25 protein-coding genes are annotated in these 22,912 nt (G+C 48.3%); 16 read left to right on the forward strand and 9 right to left on the reverse strand.

Annotated features, from left to right (window positions below; genetic code table 11):
• Positions 1–134: 134 nt before the first annotated feature.
• From lexA to LG272_RS00995, 6 genes are all read left to right on the forward strand, one after another.
• Positions 135–755, forward strand: a complete 621-nt coding sequence (gene lexA / locus LG272_RS00970; protein WP_126759651.1) for a transcriptional repressor LexA — start codon at positions 135–137, stop codon at positions 753–755.
• A complete protein-coding gene (locus LG272_RS00975) occupies positions 752–1,165 on the forward strand; it encodes a hypothetical protein (RefSeq protein ID WP_126759652.1) in 414 nt (137 codons plus the stop codon). The genes lexA and LG272_RS00975 overlap by 4 nt, the downstream gene beginning before the upstream one ends.
• Before the next feature lie 299 nt (positions 1,166–1,464).
• On the forward strand, positions 1,465–2,586 hold the full coding sequence (gene coxB / locus LG272_RS00980; RefSeq protein ID WP_404409034.1) for a cytochrome c oxidase subunit II: 1,122 nt from the start codon (positions 1,465–1,467) through the stop codon (positions 2,584–2,586).
• Positions 2,587–2,598: 12 nt separating this feature from the next.
• A complete protein-coding gene (gene ctaD / locus LG272_RS00985; RefSeq protein WP_126759654.1) occupies positions 2,599–4,185 on the forward strand; it encodes a cytochrome c oxidase subunit I in 1,587 nt (528 codons plus the stop codon).
• 2 nt (positions 4,186–4,187) lie between these two features.
• On the forward strand, positions 4,188–4,790 hold the full coding sequence (locus LG272_RS00990) for a cytochrome c oxidase assembly protein (RefSeq protein ID WP_126759655.1): 603 nt from the start codon (positions 4,188–4,190) through the stop codon (positions 4,788–4,790).
• 11 nt (positions 4,791–4,801) lie between these two features.
• On the forward strand, positions 4,802–5,683 hold the full coding sequence (locus tag LG272_RS00995; protein WP_126759656.1) for a cytochrome c oxidase subunit 3: 882 nt from the start codon (positions 4,802–4,804) through the stop codon (positions 5,681–5,683).
• A 44-nt stretch (positions 5,684–5,727) separates the two neighbouring features.
• Here LG272_RS00995 and LG272_RS01000 read toward each other — a convergent pair whose 3' ends face one another.
• The gene (locus tag LG272_RS01000) at positions 5,728–5,943 is read right to left on the reverse strand and encodes a DUF2909 domain-containing protein (protein WP_126759657.1); all 216 of its coding nucleotides are present in this window, start codon (positions 5,941–5,943) and stop codon (positions 5,728–5,730) included.
• A gap of 38 nt (positions 5,944–5,981) precedes the next feature.
• Here LG272_RS01000 and LG272_RS01005 point away from each other — a divergent pair, with 38 nt between their 5' ends.
• Genes LG272_RS01005 through LG272_RS01025 form a run of 5 tightly spaced genes read left to right on the forward strand, consistent with a single transcriptional unit; the run spans position 5,982 to position 9,832 of the window.
• On the forward strand, positions 5,982–6,707 hold the full coding sequence (locus LG272_RS01005; RefSeq protein ID WP_404409037.1) for an SURF1 family protein: 726 nt from the start codon (positions 5,982–5,984) through the stop codon (positions 6,705–6,707).
• A 2-nt stretch (positions 6,708–6,709) separates the two neighbouring features.
• Positions 6,710–7,252 carry a hypothetical protein gene (locus LG272_RS01010; RefSeq protein WP_126759659.1) on the forward strand — a complete coding sequence of 181 codons (543 nt, stop codon included), beginning with the start codon at positions 6,710–6,712 and terminating at the stop codon, positions 7,250–7,252.
• 4 nt (positions 7,253–7,256) lie between these two features.
• Positions 7,257–8,231, forward strand: coding sequence for a heme A synthase (locus LG272_RS01015; RefSeq protein ID WP_126759660.1), 975 nt, complete (start codon positions 7,257–7,259; stop codon positions 8,229–8,231).
• Between the two features lie 17 nt (positions 8,232–8,248).
• Positions 8,249–9,181 carry a heme o synthase gene (gene cyoE / locus LG272_RS01020; RefSeq protein ID WP_404409039.1) on the forward strand — a complete coding sequence of 311 codons (933 nt, stop codon included), beginning with the start codon at positions 8,249–8,251 and terminating at the stop codon, positions 9,179–9,181.
• Between the two features lie 27 nt (positions 9,182–9,208).
• The gene (locus LG272_RS01025) at positions 9,209–9,832 is read left to right on the forward strand and encodes an SCO family protein (RefSeq protein WP_126759662.1); all 624 of its coding nucleotides are present in this window, start codon (positions 9,209–9,211) and stop codon (positions 9,830–9,832) included.
• Here the strand turns inward: LG272_RS01025 and LG272_RS01030 are convergent.
• Positions 9,829–10,878 carry a polysaccharide deacetylase family protein gene (locus LG272_RS01030; RefSeq protein ID WP_404409041.1) on the reverse strand — a complete coding sequence of 350 codons (1,050 nt, stop codon included), beginning with the start codon at positions 10,876–10,878 and terminating at the stop codon, positions 9,829–9,831. The two genes, LG272_RS01025 and LG272_RS01030, sit on opposite strands and share 4 nt — an antisense overlap.
• Here LG272_RS01030 and LG272_RS01035 point away from each other — a divergent pair.
• Positions 10,868–12,229: an MATE family efflux transporter gene (locus LG272_RS01035; RefSeq protein WP_126759664.1), complete on the forward strand. Its 1,362-nt coding sequence runs from the start codon at positions 10,868–10,870 to the stop codon at positions 12,227–12,229. The genes LG272_RS01030 and LG272_RS01035 overlap by 11 nt on opposite strands.
• Here LG272_RS01035 and LG272_RS01040 read toward each other — a convergent pair.
• Together LG272_RS01040 and nfuA are read right to left on the reverse strand one after the other, a co-directional pair.
• The gene (locus tag LG272_RS01040) at positions 12,195–13,592 is read right to left on the reverse strand and encodes a DUF4397 domain-containing protein (RefSeq protein WP_404409043.1); all 1,398 of its coding nucleotides are present in this window, start codon (positions 13,590–13,592) and stop codon (positions 12,195–12,197) included. The two genes, LG272_RS01035 and LG272_RS01040, sit on opposite strands and share 35 nt — an antisense overlap.
• 100 nt (positions 13,593–13,692) lie before the next feature.
• Complete coding sequence (nfuA, locus tag LG272_RS01045; protein ID WP_126759666.1) at positions 13,693–14,271, reverse strand: Fe-S biogenesis protein NfuA; 579 nt, start codon at positions 14,269–14,271, stop codon at positions 13,693–13,695.
• 151 nt (positions 14,272–14,422) lie between these two features.
• Between nfuA and LG272_RS01050 the strand changes: the two genes are divergently transcribed.
• A complete protein-coding gene (locus LG272_RS01050; RefSeq protein WP_404409045.1) occupies positions 14,423–17,047 on the forward strand; it encodes a M14 family zinc carboxypeptidase in 2,625 nt (874 codons plus the stop codon).
• Here the strand turns inward: LG272_RS01050 and LG272_RS01055 are convergent.
• Positions 17,044–17,715 carry a ComF family protein gene (locus LG272_RS01055; protein WP_404409047.1) on the reverse strand — a complete coding sequence of 224 codons (672 nt, stop codon included), beginning with the start codon at positions 17,713–17,715 and terminating at the stop codon, positions 17,044–17,046. The genes LG272_RS01050 and LG272_RS01055 overlap by 4 nt on opposite strands.
• Before the next feature lie 34 nt (positions 17,716–17,749).
• Between LG272_RS01055 and bioH the strand changes: the two genes are divergently transcribed.
• A complete protein-coding gene (bioH, locus tag LG272_RS01060) occupies positions 17,750–18,547 on the forward strand; it encodes a pimeloyl-ACP methyl ester esterase BioH (protein ID WP_404409049.1) in 798 nt (265 codons plus the stop codon).
• Here bioH and mutM read toward each other — a convergent pair.
• Positions 18,544–19,359 carry a bifunctional DNA-formamidopyrimidine glycosylase/DNA-(apurinic or apyrimidinic site) lyase gene (gene mutM / locus LG272_RS01065; protein WP_404409051.1) on the reverse strand — a complete coding sequence of 272 codons (816 nt, stop codon included), beginning with the start codon at positions 19,357–19,359 and terminating at the stop codon, positions 18,544–18,546. The genes bioH and mutM overlap by 4 nt on opposite strands.
• 122 nt (positions 19,360–19,481) lie before the next feature.
• On the opposite strand from mutM, the gene LG272_RS01070 reads away from it, so the two are divergent.
• Positions 19,482–20,141 (forward strand): 2OG-Fe(II) oxygenase, encoded by a 660-nt coding sequence (locus tag LG272_RS01070; RefSeq protein WP_338068858.1) that lies wholly within the window; start codon positions 19,482–19,484, stop codon positions 20,139–20,141.
• A 62-nt stretch (positions 20,142–20,203) separates the two neighbouring features.
• Here LG272_RS01070 and rpmG read toward each other — a convergent pair whose 3' ends face one another.
• From rpmG to radC, 3 genes are all read right to left on the reverse strand, one after another.
• Positions 20,204–20,359, reverse strand: coding sequence for a 50S ribosomal protein L33 (gene rpmG, locus LG272_RS01075; protein ID WP_092857736.1), 156 nt, complete (start codon positions 20,357–20,359; stop codon positions 20,204–20,206).
• Between the two features lie 11 nt (positions 20,360–20,370).
• The gene (gene rpmB / locus LG272_RS01080; RefSeq protein ID WP_092857738.1) at positions 20,371–20,607 is read right to left on the reverse strand and encodes a 50S ribosomal protein L28; all 237 of its coding nucleotides are present in this window, start codon (positions 20,605–20,607) and stop codon (positions 20,371–20,373) included.
• 158 nt (positions 20,608–20,765) lie between these two features.
• Positions 20,766–21,443, reverse strand: coding sequence for a DNA repair protein RadC (gene radC / locus LG272_RS01085; protein ID WP_126759671.1), 678 nt, complete (start codon positions 21,441–21,443; stop codon positions 20,766–20,768).
• 198 nt (positions 21,444–21,641) lie between these two features.
• Between radC and coaBC the strand changes: the two genes are divergently transcribed.
• Positions 21,642–22,880, forward strand: coding sequence for a bifunctional phosphopantothenoylcysteine decarboxylase/phosphopantothenate--cysteine ligase CoaBC (gene coaBC / locus LG272_RS01090; RefSeq protein ID WP_404409054.1), 1,239 nt, complete (start codon positions 21,642–21,644; stop codon positions 22,878–22,880).
• The last annotated feature ends 32 nt before the right edge of the window (positions 22,881–22,912 follow it).

Consider the following 22,912-nt stretch of genomic DNA (forward strand, 5'->3'; position numbering starts at 1 on the left):
CAAAATACAGACGTATAAAGCATACCACTGTTGCTTTAATTTGTCTGAACGAAAAAAATTTGCACAAAAAAGTTGCGAAACCAAAACACCTGTATATACTCACAGTATTACTGTATAGATAAACAGGTATTCATATGCGACCATTAACGCCTCGACAACAGCAAATTCTTGATCTCATCAAAGACAATATTGATGCGACGGGTATGCCACCAACTCGCGCTGAGATAGCTCATCGTCTTGGCTTTAAGTCAGCGAATGCAGCCGAAGAGCATTTAAAAGCTTTAGCCAAAAAAGGCGTGATTGAGATGATGCCGGGCATGTCTCGTGGTATTCGCTTAGTCGGTATCGAAGAGGAAGAAGTTCCTGAAGGTTTACCGTTAATCGGTCAGGTTGCTGCCGGTGAGCCTATTTTGGCGCAAGAACACATTGAAAGCCATTATCAGGTCGATCAAAACCTATTTAAGCCGCACGCGGATTTCTTATTACGCGTTAACGGTATGAGTATGAAAGATATCGGTATTTTAGACGGTGATTTGCTCGCTGTGCACAAAACACATGAAGCACGTAATGGGCAAATTATTGTTGCCCGCGTGGAAGACGACGTCACCGTGAAACGGTTTGAGCGTCGCGGCAACATTATTTTACTGCATCCCGAAAATGAAGAGTTTTCACCTATTCAAGTCGATCTCACACATCAGTACTTCACTATTGAAGGCTTAGCTGTTGGTGTGATCCGCAATGGAGCATGGTTATGAGAAATCAATTTGGCAATCAGTTTAATGACTCAGGTTTTGATATTTGGTCTGCAGCACCTGAATTCTCGGCTATTCAAACCGATTTAGAGAGCCTGTTACCTCGTTTACATGCGTTATCGCTGCGCACACACCAGTGGATTACTGTCATTGGTGGGCGTCGCGAGATTATTGAGCAGCTTGTTGCCGCGGGTATAAGCCGCACGCGTATTCGTTGGGTGCATGGTCGTAATCAAGATGAGCGTGAATGGGCAACTGAACAAGCCTTGCTTGCAAGTACAAGTAGTATTGTTCTTAGCTGGTTGGGCGACATGTCACCACGCATGCAGCAACGCCTAAAAATGGCGAGCAAAGTCAGCCAAACCCACAGTTTTGTGTTTAATGATTTACCTTCACTTCCCCCACTCCACTAATCCTGCTTGTGAAGGTTGTCAGTTGAGGGCTGCAGTGCAGCCCTTTTTTTATAGTTGAATGTAAAAATTATTCGAAATGGCGGTTTCTTTTTCACCAGAAAATGGTATTTTGAATGTGCATTAACTGCTAACACAATAAACAACTATAAATATTGATACATAACAACAAAGGGTTAGTGGGGAAAGCGATTTTTCTTTTGAAATGCTGTTCCTTTTTCTACTCACCTCGTTGTTCTTCAGGCTCGCACTTCGGTGTATTCGTGGGAAATCCACGTCGGAAGAATGAGAGGAGATGTCGCGTGAGTACTAGACTCATCACTGCGCTATTGGCAAGTATTCCACTTGCTGCTAGTGCGCAATCGCAGTTGAACCTGACTCAAGGTGTTACCGAGATCAGTCAACGCGTTTACGACCTGCACATGACAATTTTTTACATTTGCTGTGTGATAGGTGTCATCGTTTTCGGTGCCATGTTCGTGTCAATGATCTTGCATCGCAAATCGAAAGGCCACAAACCAGCTACGTTCCATGAAAACGTAAAAGTTGAGATTCTGTGGACCGTTATCCCATTTTTGATTCTGGTCGGTATGGCCATTCCAGCTACTAAGACACTTTTTGCTATGGAAGACGCGTCTGAGGCTGAAGTGACTGTATTGGTGACAGGTTCACAGTGGAAGTGGCATTACAAATATTTCGACCGAGATGTCGAATTTTTCAGTTTGCTTGCTACTCGCCAAGATCAAATCAACAATCGTCTCGACAAAGGCGAAAACTATTTGCTTGAAGTCGACCGCCCACTGGTTATCCCAACCGATACAAAAGTTCGCTTCTTAGTTACCTCAGATGACGTTATCCACTCGTGGTGGGTACCGGATTTTGCTGTGAAAAAAGACGCTAACCCAGGCTTTATCAACGAAGCTTGGACTAAAGTTGACGAGCCGGGCATCTATCGGGGTCAGTGCGCTGAACTTTGCGGTAAAGATCACGGCTTTATGCCAGTTGTGGTTATTGCAAAAGAACCAGCTGAGTATGAAGCGTGGATAAGCGAACAAGAAGCCATTGCTAAAGCCGAGAAAGAAGAAGAACAACGTCTACTATCTATGTCGATGAGTAAAGAAGAACTCATGGAACTCGGCGAACGCATTTATCTTGGTAGCTGCGCTGCCTGTCACCAGGCAAATGGTGAAGGTATCCCAGGTGTATTCCCAAGCCTCAAAGGCACCGAAATGGTGATGAATGATAAAGCTGGTCACATCGACATCGTTGTAAACGGTAAAGCTGGTACGGCTATGCAGGCATTCGGCAATCAGTTGAGCCTGCGTGAATTAGCGGCAGTTATTACCTACGAGCGCAACGCTTGGGGCAATGATACCGGTGACCTGATTCAGGCCGCTGACGTTAATGACTTTTTGAATAATTAAGGGAGACCCGATATGAGCACAGTTGCTGGCGAGATGGATCACCACGATCATCACCACCACGCGCCATCGGGTATTACCCGTTGGTTATTCACGACGAACCATAAAGACATTGGTTCAATGTACTTATGGTTCAGTTTCATCATGTTTTTGGTTGGCGGCTCCATGGCGATGGTTATTCGCGCCGAGTTATTCCAACCAGGCCTACAACTTGTAGACCCGCACTTCTTTAACCAAATGACAACCGTTCACGGTCTGATTATGGTGTTTGGTGCGGTTATGCCGGCTTTCACTGGCCTTGCTAACTGGATGGTTCCAATGATGATTGGTGCCCCAGATATGGCATTGCCGCGGATGAACAACTGGAGCTTCTGGATTCTGCCATTTGCGTTTGCAATCCTGCTTGCATCGTTGTTTATGGAAGGCGGTGGTCCGGCTTTCGGTTGGACTTTCTACGCACCACTATCAACCACCTACAGTAGCGACTCAACTGCATTGTTCGTGTTCTCGGTTCACATCATGGGTATTTCGTCCATTATGGGCGCGATTAACGTGATTGTTACCATTATGAACATGCGTGCTCCGGGCATGACCTACATGAAGATGCCACTGTTTGTGTGGACATGGTTTATCACCGCGTTCTTGCTGATTGCAGTAATGCCGGTACTTGCCGGCGCGGTAACCATGGTGCTCACTGACAAATACTTCGGTACCAGCTTCTTTGATGCGGCCGGTGGCGGTGACCCAGTGTTGTTCCAGCATATCTTCTGGTTCTTTGGACACCCCGAAGTTTACATCATGATTCTACCGTCATTTGGTATTATCTCGGCGATTATTCCGGCATTTTCTCGTAAGAAACTGTTCGGTTACTCATCGATGGTATATGCAACAGCAGCCATTGCCGGCTTGAGTTTCATTGTTTGGGCGCACCACATGTTCACCACCGGTATGCCAGTTGCGGCGGAGATATTCTTCATGTACGCAACCATGCTGATTTCAGTACCAACTGGGGTGAAGGTGTTTAACTGGGTTGCCACCATGTGGCGGGGTTCAATTAGTTTTGAAACACCGATGTTGTTTGCCCTCGCGTTCGTGATTCTATTCACCATTGGCGGCTTCTCAGGCTTGATGCTCGCGATTACTCCAGTGGACTTCCAGTATCACGACACCTATTTCGTGGTGGCACATTTCCACTATGTATTGGTGAGCGGTGCAATCTTCTCGATTATGGCGGCAGCTTACTACTGGTTACCAAAATGGACGGGGTACATGTACGACGAAACCTTAGCGAAATGGCACTTCTGGTGCTCGCTAATTTCCGTCAACGTACTGTTCTTCCCAATGCACTTTGCTGGTCTTGCAGGTATGCCACGTCGTATCCCTGACTACTCACTGCAATTCGCGGATATTAACCAGATCGTTAGTATTGGCGGCTTCGCATTTGGTTTATCCCAATTGATATTCCTCTGGGTGGTTATCAAATGTGTACGCGGCGGTGAGAAAGCACCAGCGAAACCATGGGAAGGTGCAGAAGGTCTCGAGTGGACAGTGCCGTCACCGGCGCCATACCACACCTTTGAAACACCACCTGAGGTGAAGTAGTCATGACTACCAATAGCCCAACACCAAACCCAACACCGCGCGCAGACAATGCGCGCGTCGTAAGACGCTTGCTCTTTGTGGTCGTCGGCATGTTTGGTTTCGGCTTTGCACTGGTGCCGCTGTACGAGGTGTTCTGCGATATTACTGGATTCAACGGCCGCACTAAGAATGAACAAGCCGCCGCGAATACACGTAGTGTCGACACCTCGCGCACCATTAATGTGCAATTTATAACTCGGGTTAACAAAGGAATGCCGTGGGGTTTCGAACCGGAAGTAAAGTCAGTTCGTGTCCATCCGGGCGAAACGAAAGTGGTGAATTTCTTGGCACGCAATCCAACCGGGCAAAATATGGTCGCGCAAGCGATTCCATCGGTTGCTCCAGGCGAGGCGGGTTTGTATTTAAACAAAACCGAATGCTTTTGCTTTAACCAACAGCCACTTGCTGCCGGTGCGGATACAAAAATGCCAATGCAGTTCTACTTAGACCCTGACATTCCTAAACACATACACACGTTGACTTTGTCATACACCATGTACGATATGACAGCCAATGCTCAACCGGATGTTATTGCTTCGTTTGAAGCGGCAACATCGGCAGACTGAGGATTCGTTTTATGGCACAACAACACGAAAAATATTATGTACCGGCCTCAAGTCCGTGGCCTATTGTGGGTGCAATTGGACTCGGCTTGATTGCCTTCGGTGCAGGCCACACCGTTATTGACATGAAAAATGAAGCCGCCGACGGCTGGGGCTCAAACGTTCTTTTTGGCGGCATTGCCGTAATGATTGTGATGTTATTTGGTTGGTTTCGCGATCAAATCAATGAGTCAATGTCTGGCTTATACAGCAATCAACTCGGCCATTCGTACCGTCAAGGTATGAGCTGGTTTATCTTCTCGGAAATTATGTTCTTCGCTGCGTTTTTTGGCGCCTTGTTCTATGCCCGCGTTATTGCTGTTGAATGGCTTGGCGGCGCGAGTAACAATGCCATGACAAACGAAGTGCTGTGGCCTGGTTTTGAAGCACATTGGCCACTGACACAAACGCCAGGCGGCACCGAGTCAGGTGCAATGGGTTGGATGGGCTTACCACTCTACAACACCATTATTCTGATTGTCTCGAGTGTTACCTGTCATTTTGCTCACGTAGGCCTCGAGAAGAATAACCGAAAACAACTCACCGTTTGGCTCGGTATCACCATTATTCTCGGCTGTATCTTCCTGTACTTACAAGGTGCAGAGTACGTGCACGCGTATGAAGAACTTGGTTTGACGCTCGATTCAGGCATTTACGGTAACACTTTCTACATGCTCACCGGATTCCACGGTATGCACGTTACCCTCGGTACCTTGATGCTAATCATCATGTTCCTACGTGTTATCAAAGGCCACTTCACGCCAGACAATCACTTTGCTTTCCAAGCAACGAGCTGGTACTGGCACTTTGTTGATGTGGTATGGGTTTGCTTGTTTATCTTTGTGTACGTTTTATAACGTAAAACGAATTGTAGTAACTAACGCCGTACTGGCGTAAAACGTCAGTACGGCCGCGGATTTGGCACCAGTACACCGGAAGCCAGCAGTATCACGATCACCACAATGGCAATAGCTGAAAACAGCACACGTTGTCCCAAGTACTTTGTCATTGATGGTTTGGTCGGGTCGTTACGCAGCATTGCAAATAATGCACGAAACAAATTAACGACCATAAATAACATGAGTAGTACCAATATGATTTTTGCAGTAATGACCATCACAGCTTCCTATCGAGTAATTGTGGGCAGGGTTTACCATGCGTAAAAGTAAACTCATTGCGACAGTGCTCACTGTGCTGGCAATTACAATTTTGGTCAAGCTTGGATTCTGGCAACTTGACCGCGCCAATGAAAAAGAACAACTCTTCGCCGACTACGAAGCTCGGCAATCCACTCCGATAGACCTGAATCATTCAGATGAACCGTTCAATGATATCGTCCGCTATGCTGAAGTGTCCGTCGCAGGTACATTTTTAGAAAACTACTTACTACTTGATAATCAAATATTGGAAGGTAAGGCGGGCTACCAGGTTATTGGCCTCCTTGACGTTGAATTCACAGCCGGTCGCAGCGGCATTGTGATGGTAAACATGGGCTGGGTGCCTTGGGGGCAAGACCGACAGCAACTGCCGCAGGTAGCACTCCCTCAAGGTAAAGTAACCGTCGACGGACTATTCTATAAGCCAGAGCTAACCGAAGTATGGGGGGCGGGAGAAACCTATGTTGAAGCCAATCGCTGGCCGGTTCGTGTTACCCAACTGGACGCCAACGCAATAAGCGAAGCAACACAACTTCCCATTGAGCCCTATGTGGTGCTACTCTCAGAAACTGCTGAGTTTGGGTGGCCACGTCAATGGCAACCGCAAGTCATGACACCTTCAAAACATCGAGCCTACGCAATGCAATGGTTTTCGCTAGCGCTCGCATGTTTATTGGTATTTTGGTTTGCCAGCCGTTCCAAAAAAATAACAACAGAGGAATGACCATGACGAACGTAAAACGATCGCGAGCAACGCTAATTGGTGTCGTACTCGCATTTTTAATTCCTGTCATTGGCGCAAAACTCGTTCTTGATCAAAATTGGTATCAAGGCGCAGTGACAAACAAGGGCACCATGTTAGTGCCACCGATTGAGCTTGGCGATTTAAACTCAGTACTACCTGAAGGATGGCGCGTAGCCCTAGTTGATGATGGAAATTGCAGCGACGCATGCATGCAAGGGTTATATGCCATGAATCAATTAGATGTCGCCCTTGGCAAAGAGACCGACCGCGTTAACCCGATTCTTATTACCGCTACCGGTACCACGCTCGATTTAACCAACGTACCACTTGTAAAACATATCGAAAATGGCGATTTAGAACTTGCTGTAACCCAATTACCTGCTCATAACCTCTTCATTATCGACCCGCTTGGTAATGTGGTGTTGCATTACCCAACGCATGCTGACGAAGAAGCAATGCGGGCGGAAGCGAAGAATCTACTCGCCGATCTTCGCACATTGTTGAAACTCTCAAAGGTAGGTTAGAGCTATGCGTACGTTTGTCAAAATCAGTGTTTTATTGGCATTTGTAGTGATTGTTCTTGGTGCGTATACGCGCTTAACCGACGCCGGCTTGGGTTGTCCAGACTGGCCCGGTTGTTATGGTGAGTTAACGGTGCCAAAAGATGCCGAGAAAGCCGTCGAGCTGTTCCCACACGCACCGCTCGAATCACAGAAAGCATGGAATGAAATGATTCATCGCTATGCGGCCGGAACCTTAGGCTTGGTAATTCTTGCTATTACAATTGCCGCATTTGTGCGCCGTCGTCACGACCCTTCCCAACCGGTTGGGTTACCCGTATTTTTGCTTGCATTAGTCACATTCCAAGCCGCACTCGGTATGTGGACTGTCACTATGAATTTACAGCCGTTGATCGTTATGGGACACCTGTTGGGTGGCTTTACGACCATTTCACTGCTGTACTTACTCCAATTGCGACTTGAACGCGTGCATATGCCACTAGGTGATTCGAAAATGCGGTCGCTACGCGGTTTTGCGCTATTCGCACTTATTGTCGTTTTCGGACAAATTGCGCTTGGCGGTTGGGTTGCCGCTAACTATGCAGCAATGGCATGCACCGAGTTGCCGTTCTGCGAAGGTAATTGGGGTGAACGTCTTGATTTCGCCGGTGCGTTTTCTGTACCAGCAGCTGACACTTATCAATATGGTGCGCACGATTACGCTGAGCGAATGACGATGCACGTTGCACATCGGTTTGGCGCGTACTTCACCACCGTTGTAGTCGGACTTCTATTGTGGCTAGGCTATCGTCGCACTCAAACCCAAGTCATTCGCAGCAGTTTAAATTGGGTAGCGGTGGCACTGGTAGTGCAGTTAGCGCTCGGTTTTAGCAACGTCATTTTTATGTTGCCACTGAAAGTCGCTGTTGCACACAACGCAGTTGGCGCCTTACTACTGCTCAGCTTAATTGGATTAAATTATAAGATCGCTCGCAATGCATGAGCGGCGGGGTACGACAGATGACAGAACAAGTACAACTAGCAAGCGCCGATGAAGCGCTTGCCGCAACCTATAAAAAACATGCCAGCTGGCGTGACTATTTAACCTTAACCAAACCGAATGTGGTGCTACTGCTATTGCTCACGGCCTTGGTAGGCATGTGTTTAGCCTCTCCCACTTGGGTGTCGTGGCAAATTATGGTTCCTGGTCTGATTGGAATCGGCTTCATGTCTGGTTCTGCCGCTGCAGTGAATCATTTAGTTGACCGACATATCGATGCACGTATGGCTCGCACCTTGCGACGTCCGCTTCCATCAGGTGCCTTGTCGCCTCGCCGCGTATTAACCTTCGCCGCAGTGCTTGGCGCGTTGGGTTTTGCGGTTTTAGCTCTTTGGGTCAATATGCTAACGGCTTGGTTAACACTTGCTAGCCTAGTGGGCTACGCCATTGTTTACACCATGTACCTGAAGCGTGCGACACCGCAAAATATTGTCATTGGCGGTCTCGCTGGCGCCGCACCACCACTGTTAGGGTGGACCGCAGTCACCAACGAAATTCACCCGTTCGCAATATTACTGGTGATGATTGTGTTCACTTGGACGCCGCCGCATTTCTGGGCTTTAGCAGTTCACCGTGCGAAGGATTACGCGAAAGCTGATATTCCAATGCTGCCGGTCACGCATGGCATTGAATTCACGAAAACATGTATTCTGCTCTATACCATTTTATTAGGTGTGGTGTGCTTGTTACCGTACATTATTGGTATGTCGGGTGTTATCTATTTGATTGGCTCAACCATTCTAAGTATTTGGTTCTTAGTTTACGCGTGGAAGTTGAAGTTTTCGCCAAGTAAGTTAACCGCTTTTAATATGTTCAAATTCTCAATTTGGCAGTTATTCGGATTATTCATTCTTTTGTTAGCGGACCACTACTTAGTCACGCCAGCGTTTTAAATACATTTAGATTTCGGAGTAAGCGGTATGCAAAAACTACTCATTAGCGTTGTTGCCCTCATTGCCTTGGTTGCTGGTGTGGTTATATACAACACGCTACCCAAACCGCAGCCTCAGGCGCTAGTTTATGACCCGCCGCGTGCACTTGAATCGTTTACACTGGAAAGTTCTTTAGGTCGTGATGTCACTAACGACAACCTAAAGGGCCAATGGACCTTGCTATTTACGGGCTATACCTTTTGCCCCGATATTTGCCCAACAACAATGGCCGATCTACGCAAAGCCCTACCGCAACTCACAAAGCATACCGAGTTACCGGTACGCGTATGGATGATTTCGGTTGACCCACAACGTGACACAGTGAAACGCGTTACCGATTACGCTTCATTTTTTGGAGAAGAGTTTGTGGGTATTCGTGCGGAGCATCCACAGCTATATCCGTTTGTGAATGGCCTTGGTTTGATGTATTCGATTCCTGAAGAAGGCGAAACTGACTACTTAGTGAACCACAGTGCGGCCATTGTTTTGGTCAACCCTAATGGCGAACGCCAAGCGATTTTTAAAGCTGAACATGTGATGGGCGAAGTACCAACCGTGAACATGGACACCATGGCCACCGACTTCGCCATCATTGCCTCGAGCTTTAACTAATCGGGCCAACGGCCTTTTTGATCAGCGCGAATAAATGGGTGCGAATACCAATAAAAGCGCCCTTGCTGTGACAAACTCGGCACCGTGCAATTAACCCGCGAACGACCAACTGGAAGTTCTTTTATAAGTTGCACGGTGAAGGTATTACCTTCCCATTGCGGTTGCAAAACATCGCCGCCAGCAAAGCAATTCATCTGATTTGGATTGAAATCATCAATCGAAGTGACTTCGACACGAAATGACGGAGTAACTTCATCCGGTGCCACCAACATCGCTTTAGGTTCGGCCGAAACAAGCGGTAATCCTAAGCTTTTCAGCTTGGTCGCCAAGCTTTCAAGATTTGCGTACTGCGCTGAAGCCGGAAAACGCGGTATTGCGGTGCTTGGACTATGCTGCGTCCACGGGCCTGAGTGCTGACCAAAGGCAATAAAGCCATGCTCTGCCAACATTTCTTCTAATGCCACATCATATTCACCATACGGATATGCAAACTGCCGTGGCTGCTCGCCCAATTGTTCATCAATCTCCGCTTGCGCATCGAGCACATCAGCTAACACGCGCTCGCGCCATGCTTGCCCTGTTTCGTCTTGATGGCGCCAAGTCATGTGCCAATGACTGTTTGAGTGATTGGCAATATGCGCGCCATATTTTTGCAATTCGCGCAATTGCTCCCACCCCATATATTGTGACGAAGCTTCCCGCATCAACTTCGGATTCACAAAAATCGTGAACGGATAATTGTATTTTTTAAAGACTTCGAGTCCCTCGCGATAAACATTGCGCCAGCCATCATCTATGGTAATTGCCGCAGTATATTCCGGTACTGACTCACCGTTCTCGAAGCGTTGTTGAATTTCAGCTAATGACAACACCGTAAAATTGTTTTCTTTCAGCCAAGCGAAATGAGCTTCAAGCTCTTCGGCTGTTACCGAAGTGACGCGCGGTGTATCATCACCAATATGATGATATTGAAGAATCGCGACGCTACTTGGAGCAGCCCATGCGACGCTACTTAATAGTGCGAATAAGAAAATCATGAAACGCATTCAAAAACTCCCCTCTTGGTTGGGCAAACGTGCTGATCATCGCACTATTTTTGCCATTGCTTTGCCGATGATCATATCAAATATTGCGGCGCCGTTATTGGGTTTAGTCGATACCGCTATTATTGGACATCTGCCTGACTCTATCTACCTAAGCGCAGTTGCTCTTGGTGCAATGGTTGTTAGCTTTGTTTACCTGCTCGCTATCTTCTTACGGATGACAACTACGGCAGAGATCGCTCATGCATTTGGTGCTGAGAATCACCACCTTGCGCAACGGGTAGTGGTGCATGGTGTCGCCATAGCGATGGGTCTTGGTCTGCTGCTTCTGTTGGCTCGTCCTTGGCTGATTGATTTAGCTTGGCTGGTCATCAATCCAGAACCAGAGCTCCAACACTATGCCGCCCAATATATCGGTATTCGCCTCTGGGCGGCGCCTGCAGCACTGATAAACTTACTAGTTCTCGGCGCTTTGCTTGGCCGCCAACAAAGTCGCTTAGCCATGATATTGGTAATTTTTACCAATGCGGTCAACGTCGTTGCTGACGTTATCCTAATTATCGGGCTGGAACTGAACGTTCACGGCGCTGCATGGGCTTCCGTGCTTGCCGAAATTTCGACAGCTGCACTTGGATTATGGTTCATTCGTGATTTGCTTCCAAAGCCCGCTTATTGGCGTATCACCCCAGCGTACTTCAAACAATTCGCTGCCATGAACCGTGATGTTTTCATTCGTTCGTTGTTACTGCAACTGTGTATGGCGGTTATGACTGGCTATGCGGCGCGCTTTGGCGCGGTCGTGGTAGCCGCCAATGCTGTACTGATGCAGTTTTTAATGCTCATCTCATTAGGATTAGATGGCATTGCTTATGCGGTTGAAGCATTATTGGGCGCCGCCCGGGGTAGAAAAGATGTCACAAAAATACGTTATTGGATGCGTTTGTCGCTGATCTGGTCGGTGTTATTCGCTATCGCTTATTGCATCATTTTCGGGATAGCGGGTACACAGATTGTGCGATTGCTTACTGATTTAAGCGATGTGATTCAGGTTGCCGAAATGTATTTGCCATGGCTAGTTGTCATGCCGCTGCTTGGACATTGGAGTTATTACTTTGATGGCGTTTATATCGGCTTGGGCTTAACACGTGCGATGCGTAATACCATGGCGGTTAGTGTACTGGGTGTGTTCGTGCCCGTGTGGTTGATGAGTCAATGGTGGTTTTCAGAAAGCAATGCCAACCACGGCTTGTGGTTGGCATTGAGTTTGTTCCTATTAGCGCGAGGTGTAAGCCAGTGGCTCTACCTACGCTATAAAGGGCTTACATTGCTGGTGCAAGATCATCCATCAAAATAAGCTGTGGTGGTAAGCCGCCACCTGTGGCATCAACCGCAACCGCGGTATAAACCCCGTTACCTTCCAAAGTAAGCTCAATTGGCCCGATTGCCGCTGTTTGAGTACCCGTTGCGGTAACTGTTACAAAGTAAGTACCTGGTGTTAGTGCAACGTAACCAGTTGATACTAAACCGGCTGCATTAAATGGCACGTCAGTAAACGCAGGCGTTGCATCCGTTAAATCATCGGTTGCTGTCACATAAATATCAACGTTACCTGCACTTGGCGAGGCGTGCACTAACTGCACTTGTGCTGCCGTTGCAATGCGACGCGCGTCGTCCTCAACAACCGCTAAAGTTAGTGACGAATCACCTAATTCACCGACCGCGTATACGCTAACACGTTGGCTTTCAGCGAGCGCCAACTCTGCGTCATCAATTACCACTGGCGTGCCACCTGCGGCAGCAACATCAACTAAGTAAGTATCGCCTGGCAAGTTAATGAAATCGGTAAACTCTAAGAAGGCGAGGTCTGCTACCGCAGGTGTCTCGGCATTGTTTACCGTAATATCAACTGCCGGTGCATCGGCGCTAGCATGAATAATGCGCAACTCGCCACCAGCATCCGCTGAAGCAAGAATTTGTGCACTTTCACCATCCGCTACCTGCAACATGACAGGTGAATCACCAGTACCGGTGTTGGTTACAGCAGCCACAACCAAATCAGCACCAGCAGCTAAGTCTAACGCGCCACTTTCAAATACCACGGCACTTGCATCACCAGCTGCAGTAATACGCACTTGGTATTCACCTTCTGGCACATCTAATTGCGCCGTGTAATCGGTGAATTCAAGGGTTGCAGCTGGTTGTTCGGCGCTTAAATCAGCGTCAACTGCTGTGAGGTAAACATCAACCGCCGGAGCATTTGGCGCGGCGTGCACCACCTGCAAGCGGAAATTACCATCTGGAATATCTGAGACTGGGTTTTCAATAACAAGCGGGGCGATGGTTTCGTCAGTGACACTACCAACGGCGAAAATTTCGTAACGGTTATCACCACCGAATTCGAGATCCGCCGGACCAATAACTGTCGCAACGCTTTCGTCAGGAAGAATACCATCCACTTGAATGCTGTAGGTACCCTCTTCAAGCTCAAGTACGCCTGATGAAGCACCAAACGGCACAGCTTCAAGCGCTGCCGTACCATCAACAAGAACGTTGACATCAGGTGCGTCAGCAACCGAGTGATGAACACGCACATACGTCGACGCTGGTGGCGGCGGCGGTGGTGTTACGGTATTATCGGGGGTGTCGTTATCGCTACCGCAAGCAGCGACTAAAACTGCTGCTGACAGCGCGAGACCAAGTTTTGTGATCCCATTCATGATTTAATCCTCATTGTGTGTATAGGCAAATCACACTACGAAGAAAGAATTAGAATGGGATCACTCTTAAAACTTATACAAGATTAATTTTTACACAAAATTAATAGTACGAATGTTCGCCAGGCTGGTGCTCTGTAACGTCTCGAACGCCATTTAGCTCACCAGGAAAGCGCTGTACAAGTTCTTTTTCAATACCTTCTTTCAAGGTTACATCAACCATACTACAACCATTACAGCCACCACCGAATTGCAACACGGCAATGCCGTCATCAGTAATATGGTTGACTGCTACTTTACCGCCATGGTTGGCTAATTGCGGATTAATTTCTGATTGAATCACATATTCAACGCGCTCAATTAACGGTGCATCGTCTGCGACTTTTTTGGCCTTGGCATTGGGTGCTTTTAAGGTTAACTGTGAGCCAAGATCTTGTTCTTCAAAATCAATGACCGCATCAATTAAAAATGGTGCACTGCCTGAGTCAACCACAGCGTCAAAACCGCTAAACGGCAACAACTCATCATCCGGCTCAACCGCATCTGGCGGACAATATGAAACGCCACACTCAGCTGACGGGGTACCCGGGTTCACCACGAACACGCGGATATTAGTATTATCCGGCTGATCGGCAAGTAGCTTGCGAAAATGTGCTTGAGCACTTTCTGTAATACGAATCATGGGTTAACCACCTCACTGCTATACCTGAGTAATTTAGTAAGGTATATCTTATCGCAAATTTCGCGCATTGCATAGTAATCAACTTGGGAAGAGCAACAGATTTTGTTAGCTTCGGGAGATTCATTTTCGCGATGCAAGATAGGAAAACCGTATGGCTCGTATTATTTCGATTGCGCTTGTTTGGTTACTGACCACGGCAACAGCCGCAGCAACCACGTTAGACGACTATTTACCAAAAGATGTCACCTATAACCCTGATATTTCGACACCACAAGAGGTACTCGGGTATGAAGTAGGTGAATGGCATGTTCGACCTGAGCAATTAGTGCGTTACATGGAAGTATTGTCAGAACAATCTGACCGCTTCTCGTTTGAAATTACGGGCTATACTCATGAACGTCGCCCGTTGGTGTTGGTTACGGTCACCACACCAGAAAACCATCAGAATATTGATGAGCTACGCGACGCGCACATTGCATTGTCTGATCCAAACCGCAAAGGCGACCCAGACAAGGCACCTCTTGTTTTATACATGGGTTACAGCATTCACGGTGACGAGCCGAGCGGCAGTAACTCAGCGCTGCTATATGCCTACTATCTAGCCGCCGCACAAGGCGATAAAATTGAGCAAGTATTAAAAGACACCATTATCTTACTCGATCCGAGCTACAACCCAGACGGTTTAGCGCGCTTTGCGCAATGGGCGAACCAACACAAGAGTCAGAATCTTGTGAGTGATACTCAGCATCGTGAGCACGTACAACCGATGCCTCGCGGCCGTGTTAACCATTATTGGTTCGACCTCAACCGTGATTGGCTGCTGTTACAACACCCAGAATCACGCGCTCGCATTGCTAACTTCCAAAAATGGAAACCGAATGTATTAACTGATTTCCATGAAATGGGAACCGATAGCACCTTCTTCTTCCAGCCAGGCATTCCTTCGCGTAAAAACCCGAATACGCCAGATGAAAACGTCAAGCTGACGCAAACCCTGGCCGAGGGCCACGCAGCAGCGCTTGATGAGCAAGGCCGTTTATATTTTACCGAAGAGGCGTTTGATGACTTTTACGTGGGTAAAGGTTCAACCTACCCAGACGTTCAAGGCGCGATTGGTATTTTGTTTGAGCAAGCATCAAGCCGCGGTCACGCCCAAGATTCGATTAATGGCGTTTTAGAGTTCCCGTTCACTATTCAAAACCAATTTACGACTTCGTTAACTAGCATGTATGGCGCGCATGCCAACAAGCGTTGGTTTAACGATTATCAGCAACGTTTTTATGACGATGCCATGGCGGCAGCAGATAAGGCTGGCTTCAAAGGTTATTTGATTGGTGATTCAACCGACCCAGCACGTGTAAACGAGATGCTTAACGTGCTGTCACAGCACGGTATTAAAGCCTATGCGTTAACCGATACCATCAAAATTGATGGCACAACTTATCCTGCAAATGAAAGCTACTATGTGCCGCTTGCTCAAGAGCAGTACGTATTAATTCGCGCCATTTTTATGGATCAGCAAAGCTTCAAAGACAACACCTTCTATGACGTATCAGCGTGGACATTCCCACATGCGTTTAATGTGAACTTTGATAAGTTTGACGGTTGGCGTATTAAAACCTCTGAGACGCCATGGCAAAAGCCTGCCTCGCAGCAAGTTGAGCTGGCGCAAGACGCCTATGCTTACGCGTTTGAGTGGCACAATTACTTCTCGCCGCGTACCTTAAACCGCTTGCTGCAAGCCGGTGTACATGTGCGTCAGGCCAACCAAGAATTTACCGCAAAAACAACCGACGGCGACTACACGTTTACACCAGGCACCGTTGTTGTCACACGCGCTTATCAAGAACATGATTGGGCCGATGTACAAGCGAAATTGGCCGAGATTGCAACCGATAACCAAGTGAAAGTTCATGCCATTACTTCAGGTTTAACGCCCCGTGGTATGGATCTCGGTAGCCGCAACTTGTCACCTGTAAAACCTGTTAACGTCATGATGGTTGTCGGTACCGATGCCAATATGTACGAAGCGGGTGAAGCTTGGTATTACTTAGACCGTCACGTTGGTATTCCAGTATCAATGGTTGATACCGACCGTTTGAACCGCTCAGATTTGAGCCGCTACACCCATATCATTATGGTTGACGGCCGTTACTCTAACCTAAATAAACGCAGCGCCGATATGCTCCGTAACTGGGTCAATAACGGTGGTGTAATTATTGGCCAACAAGGCGGCGCGAAATGGTTAAGTGAGCATGACATTCTTGGTGCGAAGTTCGTCGAAGCCAAAACCTTCCGCGAAGCGTTTAAACAAGAAGACTTGAGCTATGGGGATATGGACGATTTTTATGGCGAACGTCGCCTTGCTGGTGCCATTTTTGAAGTGCAGCTAGATACCACGCACCCACTTGCATTTGGTTACCCGCGTGCCAATCTGCCGGTATTTAAAGACAGCACCAATGCCATGGTTGTGCCTGAGCAGCCCTTTGTTACTGTCGCCAAATACAGTGAGAAAGAGCCATTGTTAGCTGGCTTCACCGCCAAACCAAACCGTGAGGTTTTAGCTGACAAAGCTGCCATTGTCGCGCACCGTAAAGGTTCTGGTCGTGTCATTGCTTTCGCTGATGACATGAATTTCCGTGCCTTCTTCTATGGCAGTGCAAAATTACTGAGTAATGCGATTTTCTTAGCACCTGAGGTTCGACCCACCTTAAGCGATGAAGAAAATGCAGAAGCGGCGGCTGCAGAAGCAGCCGAAGCTGCTCACGCGCACTAATCCTCCCTATCTGGTTGATGCGGCTCGGCGTACGCCAGCGCCCACGCATCAACCACTTTGGCCCCGCGTCGCATCAACGCATCGGCTGCCGCCGACATGGATGCGCCGGTGGTCAACACATCATCAATAATCGCCAGTTTTAAGCCGCTCACATCCCGACTGCAATGCATACTGCGATACATATTCTGCCATCGTTGAGCGGCACCTGCTTGGTGTTGTGCCCCATCATCGTCTCGAATTCGGCGCAATAAACCGGTGGCTACTGGTAGCTGCAGCAACGGCGCGACTTGGTGGGTAAGTAAACCGGCTTGGTTATAACCGCGCTGACACCAACGCTTGTAGGTCATTGGCATCGCTACCAACATATCTGGCCAGGCATCCGGTTGTTCTCGGTAACAATGCTGCACTTGAGCGGCAAGAAAAGGCGCAAGAATACCGGCAAGTTCTGGACAACGCTGAAACTTAAAACGATGCACTAAATGTTGAATATCTGGCTGCCAACGAAATGCAGCGAACCAATAACGACCTAAAGCTAATTCAGGGCGTTGGCAGCGCCAGCGCAAACAGGCCGGTGGTAAACGCGGAAGATCATGCAGACACACTTGGCATAAGCCACTGGTCTCCGCAATACGTAATGATTGATCACACAACCAGCAATACCCTAACATAGACGCATCCTTTCGCAGTGATAGAGAATTTAAAATGGTAGCTTCGGTTTGGCGTGCCGTCAGGGGCACAGGGACGGATATTGTTGTACTCCATGGCTGGGGCTTGAACGCCAATATTTGGACACCAATTGTGGCGTCATTGGCACAAGTAGGCACGCTGCACCGCTTCGATTTGCCGGGTTATGGCGAATCGCCTTGGCCAGATGACATGCCGTTGAATTTTGACAATCTCTGCGAGCTGACTTTAGCCGCGTTGCCAGAACGTTGTCATTTAATTGGCTGGTCACTCGGGGGGTTAGTGGCTACCGAATTGGCGTTGCGCCACCCAGAGCGCTTTTGCAGTTTAACCACGGTGGCGTCGTCGCCTTTCTTTCCTTCGCAGAGCGGGCCTGCTGAAAACGATTGGCCAGGTATTGAGCCACATGTGTTAAACACCTTCGCAAAGCAACTTAGCAAAGACTTCAAGCGCACGGTCGAACGGTTTTTGGCGCTGCAATCGCTGGGCTCACCGCATGCCCGCGAAGACGTCAAACAAATTAAAGAATGGTTGTTTGCTAAACCGATGGCATCAGTGGCGGTTTTGGATGCCGGTTTAGATATGTTGGCGAGCGTCGATCTCCGCTCGCGCCTGCCCGAATTAAAGGTACCCTGCTTGCGCATGTATGGAAAACTCGACGCGCTCGTGCCCAAAACAGTCGCTGAGCGCGTTAGTGAGTGGCTACCTGAGAGTGAGTGCTATGTCGCCCCCAAATGCAGTCACGCACCGTTTATCAGCGATCCGGAGGGCTTTATTGCGCACTTAGTGCCATTCCTACAACGACATATGCCTTAGCGCTGACAGCTCGGGCAATAAACCGTGCTACGTTGTCCGAGCCGTATTTCTTTTAATCGACCAGAACACGCCATACATAATTTGCCACCACGCCCATACACCATCAGCTCCTGCTTAAAGTAGCCCGGCTGCCCATCCACTTGGGTGAAGTCTTGCAAGGTGGTGCCGCCTTGTTCAATCGCTTTGGCAAGCGTTGCCTTAATAATCGGAACAAGCTTTTGATAACGCTGTTTGCTGACTTTGCCTGCGGCGCGTTTCGGATGGATGCCGGCTTTGAATAGTGATTCATTAGCGTAAATATTCCCCACGCCAACCACCACGTGGTTATCCATAATAAAGGTTTTTATCGACTGCTGGCGACCACGCGAAGCCGCAAACAAATAGTCGGCATCAAAGACGTCGGTTAATGGCTCAGGGCCGAGTTCACAGAGTAGCGGGTGCGCTAAACTCGGATGCTCTTTCGAATAGAGCCAGCAGCCAAACCGACGTGGGTCGTTAAAGCGTAAACAGAAGCCCGACGTCAGCACCAGATCAACGTGGTCATGCTTAACCGGTGGGGTCTCTGCCGGCACCACGCGCAATGCACCGGACATGCCTAAATGCACGATCACATAACCTTTTGAAGTGTGCAGAATTAAATACTTCGCACGGCGCTCCACCTGGCTAATATGCGCCCCGCCCAACTGCTCTAATTCTGCCGATACCGGCCAACGCAGGCGATGATCACGAACAATGACGTGACTAATTTCTTGATTCTCAAGGTGTGGCGCTACGCCACGTCGACTCACTTCAACTTCAGGTAATTCAGGCATACTCTATCCACAGTGGCTTGTGTTTATTCATTGGCTACATTATATTCGCGCAACGTTTGCTTGCCGCAGTTTCAGCGACAACGATATCGATACGCAACAACGCATCTTGGAGTTTAACGGCATTGACAATTTTGGCTCCTGTACAGCTTGACGCCAACGCATTTCGTACCTCCGCCATTGATTTTGATCAACTCGCGGAGCGCGGTTATGTGGTGGTGCCGAACTTTCTAGAAGCGCCCTATTGTCAGCGTTTGTTTGATTATGCGCAATCGTTGCAAGCGTCTGATTGGCAACAAGCTGGTATTGGTCGAGCCGATCAATACACCACCAACACTGCCGTACGCCAAGATAAAATTCGTTGGTTGCAGCGTGATATTGAGCTTGAGCGCGCTTACTTAACCATGATGGACGATTTACGCCTGCAAGTGAATCGTGAATTGTTCATGGGCTTATTCGATTACGAGTGCCATTTAGCCCACTATCCACCCGGTGCGTTTTACCGTAAACATCTTGATGCATTCAAAGGACGCAGTAATCGTATTCTTACCACCGTATTTTATTTAAACCCAGAATGGCAGGAAGCCGATGGTGGTCAACTGGTAATGTATGGTGAGCGTGGTAACGTACTCGAAACCATACTCCCAGAAGCAGGCAAATTAGTTGTATTTTTAAGCGACGTCTTTGTGCATGAAGTATTAGCTGGCAATCGTGATCGCTTCAGTATAACCGGTTGGTATCGACACAACACGAGTATCAACGGGGTGATTGATCCGACGCGTTAAGGTTTGGAATTTCAGGCACAAAAAAACCCAGCCAAGCTGGGTTTTTTGTGCTCAGAAGAAGCTTACTTAATTTTAGCTTCTTTGAAAACCACGTGCTTACGAACCACTGGATCGTATTTTTTGATTTCCATTTTTTCTGGCATGTTGCGCTTGTTCTTGTCGGTAGTGTAGAAGTAACCAGTACCGGCAGAAGAAACTAGACGGATCTTATCACGCATGGTTTAGCTCCTTACACTTTCTCGCCACGAGCGCGCAAATCTGCGAGCACCGCGTCGATACCATTTTTATCAACAATACGCATACCCTTAGTAGAGATACGCAACTTAACCCAACGCTTTTCTGATTCTACCCAGAAGCGGTGAGATTGCAGGTTCGGCAGGAAACGACGCTTGGTCGCATTGCGCGCGTGAGAACGGTTATTACCGGTAACCGGACGCTTTCCTGTAACTTGACATACTTGTGACATCGTTTATTTACTCCAAAATTGCTTCAAGCTCGCCTGTCGCCCATCGCGGCCTTGCCTTGAATCCGAGGGCGCATTTTATACAGCAAATCGGCCCGGCAATCAAGTGATCGCTGATATTTTTTGATCTTTCTGATCCTGTAAACGGCGGCGCTACTTTACTACAAGAGTCCGCGTTCGGCAAATGAAACTGGTGTTCCAGCACCAATAACGAAGTGATCCAGCAAGGCAACGTCGATCATACTTAAGGCCCGCTTGAGTCGCTCGGTTACCCGTTGATCAGCCTGACTTGGTTCAGCTACTCCTGATGGATGATTATGGGCGAGAATAACGGCAGCTGCGTTATGTTGCATGACTAATTTAATAATTTCCCGCGGATAGACCGGCGCCGCATTGATGGTGCCTTGGAATAATTCCACGTATTTTAATAAACGGTGTTGGCTATCGAGTAACAACACCACAAAAATTTCACGTTGCTGGTGTCGTAGTTGCGCGGTTAAATAGTCTCTCACCATGGCGGGTTGGGTAAAACCATCGTCACGACGTAACTGCCAAGCCAAATAGCGTCGCGATATCTCCATCACCACTTGGAGTTGCATGACGCGGGCAGGCCCCAACCCAGGTTGCTCCATCAAGGTTTCAGCGCTCGCCGCTAACATACCACCCAGACCATCGAACTCACTAAGCAGATCGCGGGAATACGCCACTACATCTTTGCCGCGAATACCAGTGCCCAATAAAATAGCCAACAATTCAGCGTCGGTTAAGGTCGCGACACCTAATTCAGCCATCTTCTCACGCGGTCGTTCCGCTACAGGCCAATCCTTCACACTCGCCATGATCGCTCCTTGATCTTTGAAATGAACCGATTATTTGAACCGATAAATTAGCACAGCCAAACTAGCTCTTCTGCGAATTACGATTCTATTCGCTCGGTTGTGCGGCAATCACTGAATGTTGAGTTGGCGAAAATTTGTATATCGCGCAATTTTCGTATTCGTGGTAGTGTAAAAAGAGTTTAAAGGTAAGGACTTACTATGAGTACAAGCCCCAATCAGCCGTTACTTGGTCGCCGCATTCTGCTAGGTATAAGCGGTGGCATTGCTGCGTATAAAACTCCAGATTTAGTACGCCGATTAAAAGATTACGGCGCCGATGTGCGCTGTGTACTGACCCAAGGTGGTCAGGCGTTTATTACACCGCTGACGCTACAAGCGGTATCTGGCAACCCAGTGCATCACGATTTGCTTGATCCTGCGGCTGAAGCCGCCATGGGCCACATTGAATTGGCGAAATGGGCCGAGCTGGTATTCATTGCCCCAGCATCAGCGAATACATTAGCGCAACTTGCTCATGGGCACGCTAGCGATCTACTTAGCACGTTATGTTTAGCGACTGCTGCGCCTGTTGCCGTCGCACCGGCCATGAATCAACAAATGTGGGCGCATGCTGCAGTGCAAGCTAATTGCGACTTGCTACGCCAACGTGGTGTGAACGTCGTTACTCCGGCAAGTGGCGCGCAGGCATGTGGCGACGTCGGTGCTGGTCGTATGCCAGAACCTCTCGAATTACGTGAGGTTATCTGCAGTTTGTTGCTTCCGCAAAACCGTGAACTAGCCGGCAAGCATATTGTGGTTACCGCTGGCCCGACGCGCGAAGCCATCGACCCAGTGCGCTACTTAAGTAATCACAGCTCTGGGAAAATGGGATTTGCACTCGCGGCAGCAGCACAAGCCATGGGTGCGCAAGTAACCCTGATTGCTGGCCCCGTGAACTTAGCAACGCCGACCGGCGTGACGCGAGTAGATGTGGTGAGTGCCGAGCAAATGCATACCGCAGCGATGCAGGCAGTCGACAATGCGGATGTATTTATTGGCTGTGCGGCCGTTGCCGACTATCGACCCGAGCAAGTAGCCGATAGCAAAATCAAAAAATCAAATGATGGTATGCAAATAACGCTGGTACGTAATCCGGATATTCTTGCGGATGTAGCAGCGCGCACCAAAGCACCATTTACCATCGGTTTTGCCGCAGAAACAAACAATGTTGCACACTATGCCCAAGATAAGTTAGCGCGCAAAAAGCTCAACATGATTGCCGCCAACGACGTAAGCGACAGTAGTATCGGCTTCAATAGTGACGACAACGCGATGATTCTATTCTGGCGTGATATGAACAATAACGTGCAGCAGCAAGCGCTTGCACGCGCCAGCAAATCAACCATCGCCCAACAAATTCTGCAACAAGCAGCAAAGCTTCTATCGAACAACCAATAACGACTAACTAATAACGATCAACGACAAACAGA

It is taken from the genome of Pseudidiomarina marina, assembly GCF_044807045.1.
GTDB lineage: Bacteria > Pseudomonadota > Gammaproteobacteria > Enterobacterales > Alteromonadaceae > Pseudidiomarina > Pseudidiomarina marina.

Coding starts and splice junctions, on each gene's coding strand:
- coaBC (WP_404409054.1), top strand. CDS start 21,642: ATGAGTACAAGCCCCAATCAGCCGTTACTTGGTCGCCGCATTCTGCTA.
- bioH (WP_404409049.1), top strand. CDS start 17,750: ATGGTAGCTTCGGTTTGGCGTGCCGTCAGGGGCACAGGGACGGATATT.
- LG272_RS01030 (WP_404409041.1), bottom strand. CDS start 10,878: ATGCGTTTCATGATTTTCTTATTCGCACTATTAAGTAGCGTCGCATGG.
- LG272_RS00995 (WP_126759656.1), top strand. CDS start 4,802: ATGGCACAACAACACGAAAAATATTATGTACCGGCCTCAAGTCCGTGG.
- LG272_RS01035 (WP_126759664.1), top strand. CDS start 10,868: ATGAAACGCATTCAAAAACTCCCCTCTTGGTTGGGCAAACGTGCTGAT.
- rpmG (WP_092857736.1), bottom strand. CDS start 20,359: ATGCGTGATAAGATCCGTCTAGTTTCTTCTGCCGGTACTGGTTACTTC.
- rpmB (WP_092857738.1), bottom strand. CDS start 20,607: ATGTCACAAGTATGTCAAGTTACAGGAAAGCGTCCGGTTACCGGTAAT.
- lexA (WP_126759651.1), top strand. CDS start 135: ATGCGACCATTAACGCCTCGACAACAGCAAATTCTTGATCTCATCAAA.
- LG272_RS01005 (WP_404409037.1), top strand. CDS start 5,982: ATGCGTAAAAGTAAACTCATTGCGACAGTGCTCACTGTGCTGGCAATT.
- ctaD (WP_126759654.1), top strand. CDS start 2,599: ATGAGCACAGTTGCTGGCGAGATGGATCACCACGATCATCACCACCAC.
- LG272_RS01055 (WP_404409047.1), bottom strand. CDS start 17,715: ATGTTAGGGTATTGCTGGTTGTGTGATCAATCATTACGTATTGCGGAG.
- LG272_RS01040 (WP_404409043.1), bottom strand. CDS start 13,592: ATGAATGGGATCACAAAACTTGGTCTCGCGCTGTCAGCAGCAGTTTTA.
- LG272_RS01010 (WP_126759659.1), top strand. CDS start 6,710: ATGACGAACGTAAAACGATCGCGAGCAACGCTAATTGGTGTCGTACTC.
- LG272_RS00990 (WP_126759655.1), top strand. CDS start 4,188: ATGACTACCAATAGCCCAACACCAAACCCAACACCGCGCGCAGACAAT.
- LG272_RS01050 (WP_404409045.1), top strand. CDS start 14,423: ATGGCTCGTATTATTTCGATTGCGCTTGTTTGGTTACTGACCACGGCA.
- LG272_RS01015 (WP_126759660.1), top strand. CDS start 7,257: ATGCGTACGTTTGTCAAAATCAGTGTTTTATTGGCATTTGTAGTGATT.
- mutM (WP_404409051.1), bottom strand. CDS start 19,359: ATGCCTGAATTACCTGAAGTTGAAGTGAGTCGACGTGGCGTAGCGCCA.
- radC (WP_126759671.1), bottom strand. CDS start 21,443: ATGGCGAGTGTGAAGGATTGGCCTGTAGCGGAACGACCGCGTGAGAAG.
- LG272_RS00975 (WP_126759652.1), top strand. CDS start 752: ATGAGAAATCAATTTGGCAATCAGTTTAATGACTCAGGTTTTGATATT.
- nfuA (WP_126759666.1), bottom strand. CDS start 14,271: ATGATTCGTATTACAGAAAGTGCTCAAGCACATTTTCGCAAGCTACTT.
- cyoE (WP_404409039.1), top strand. CDS start 8,249: ATGACAGAACAAGTACAACTAGCAAGCGCCGATGAAGCGCTTGCCGCA.
- LG272_RS01000 (WP_126759657.1), bottom strand. CDS start 5,943: ATGGTCATTACTGCAAAAATCATATTGGTACTACTCATGTTATTTATG.
- LG272_RS01025 (WP_126759662.1), top strand. CDS start 9,209: ATGCAAAAACTACTCATTAGCGTTGTTGCCCTCATTGCCTTGGTTGCT.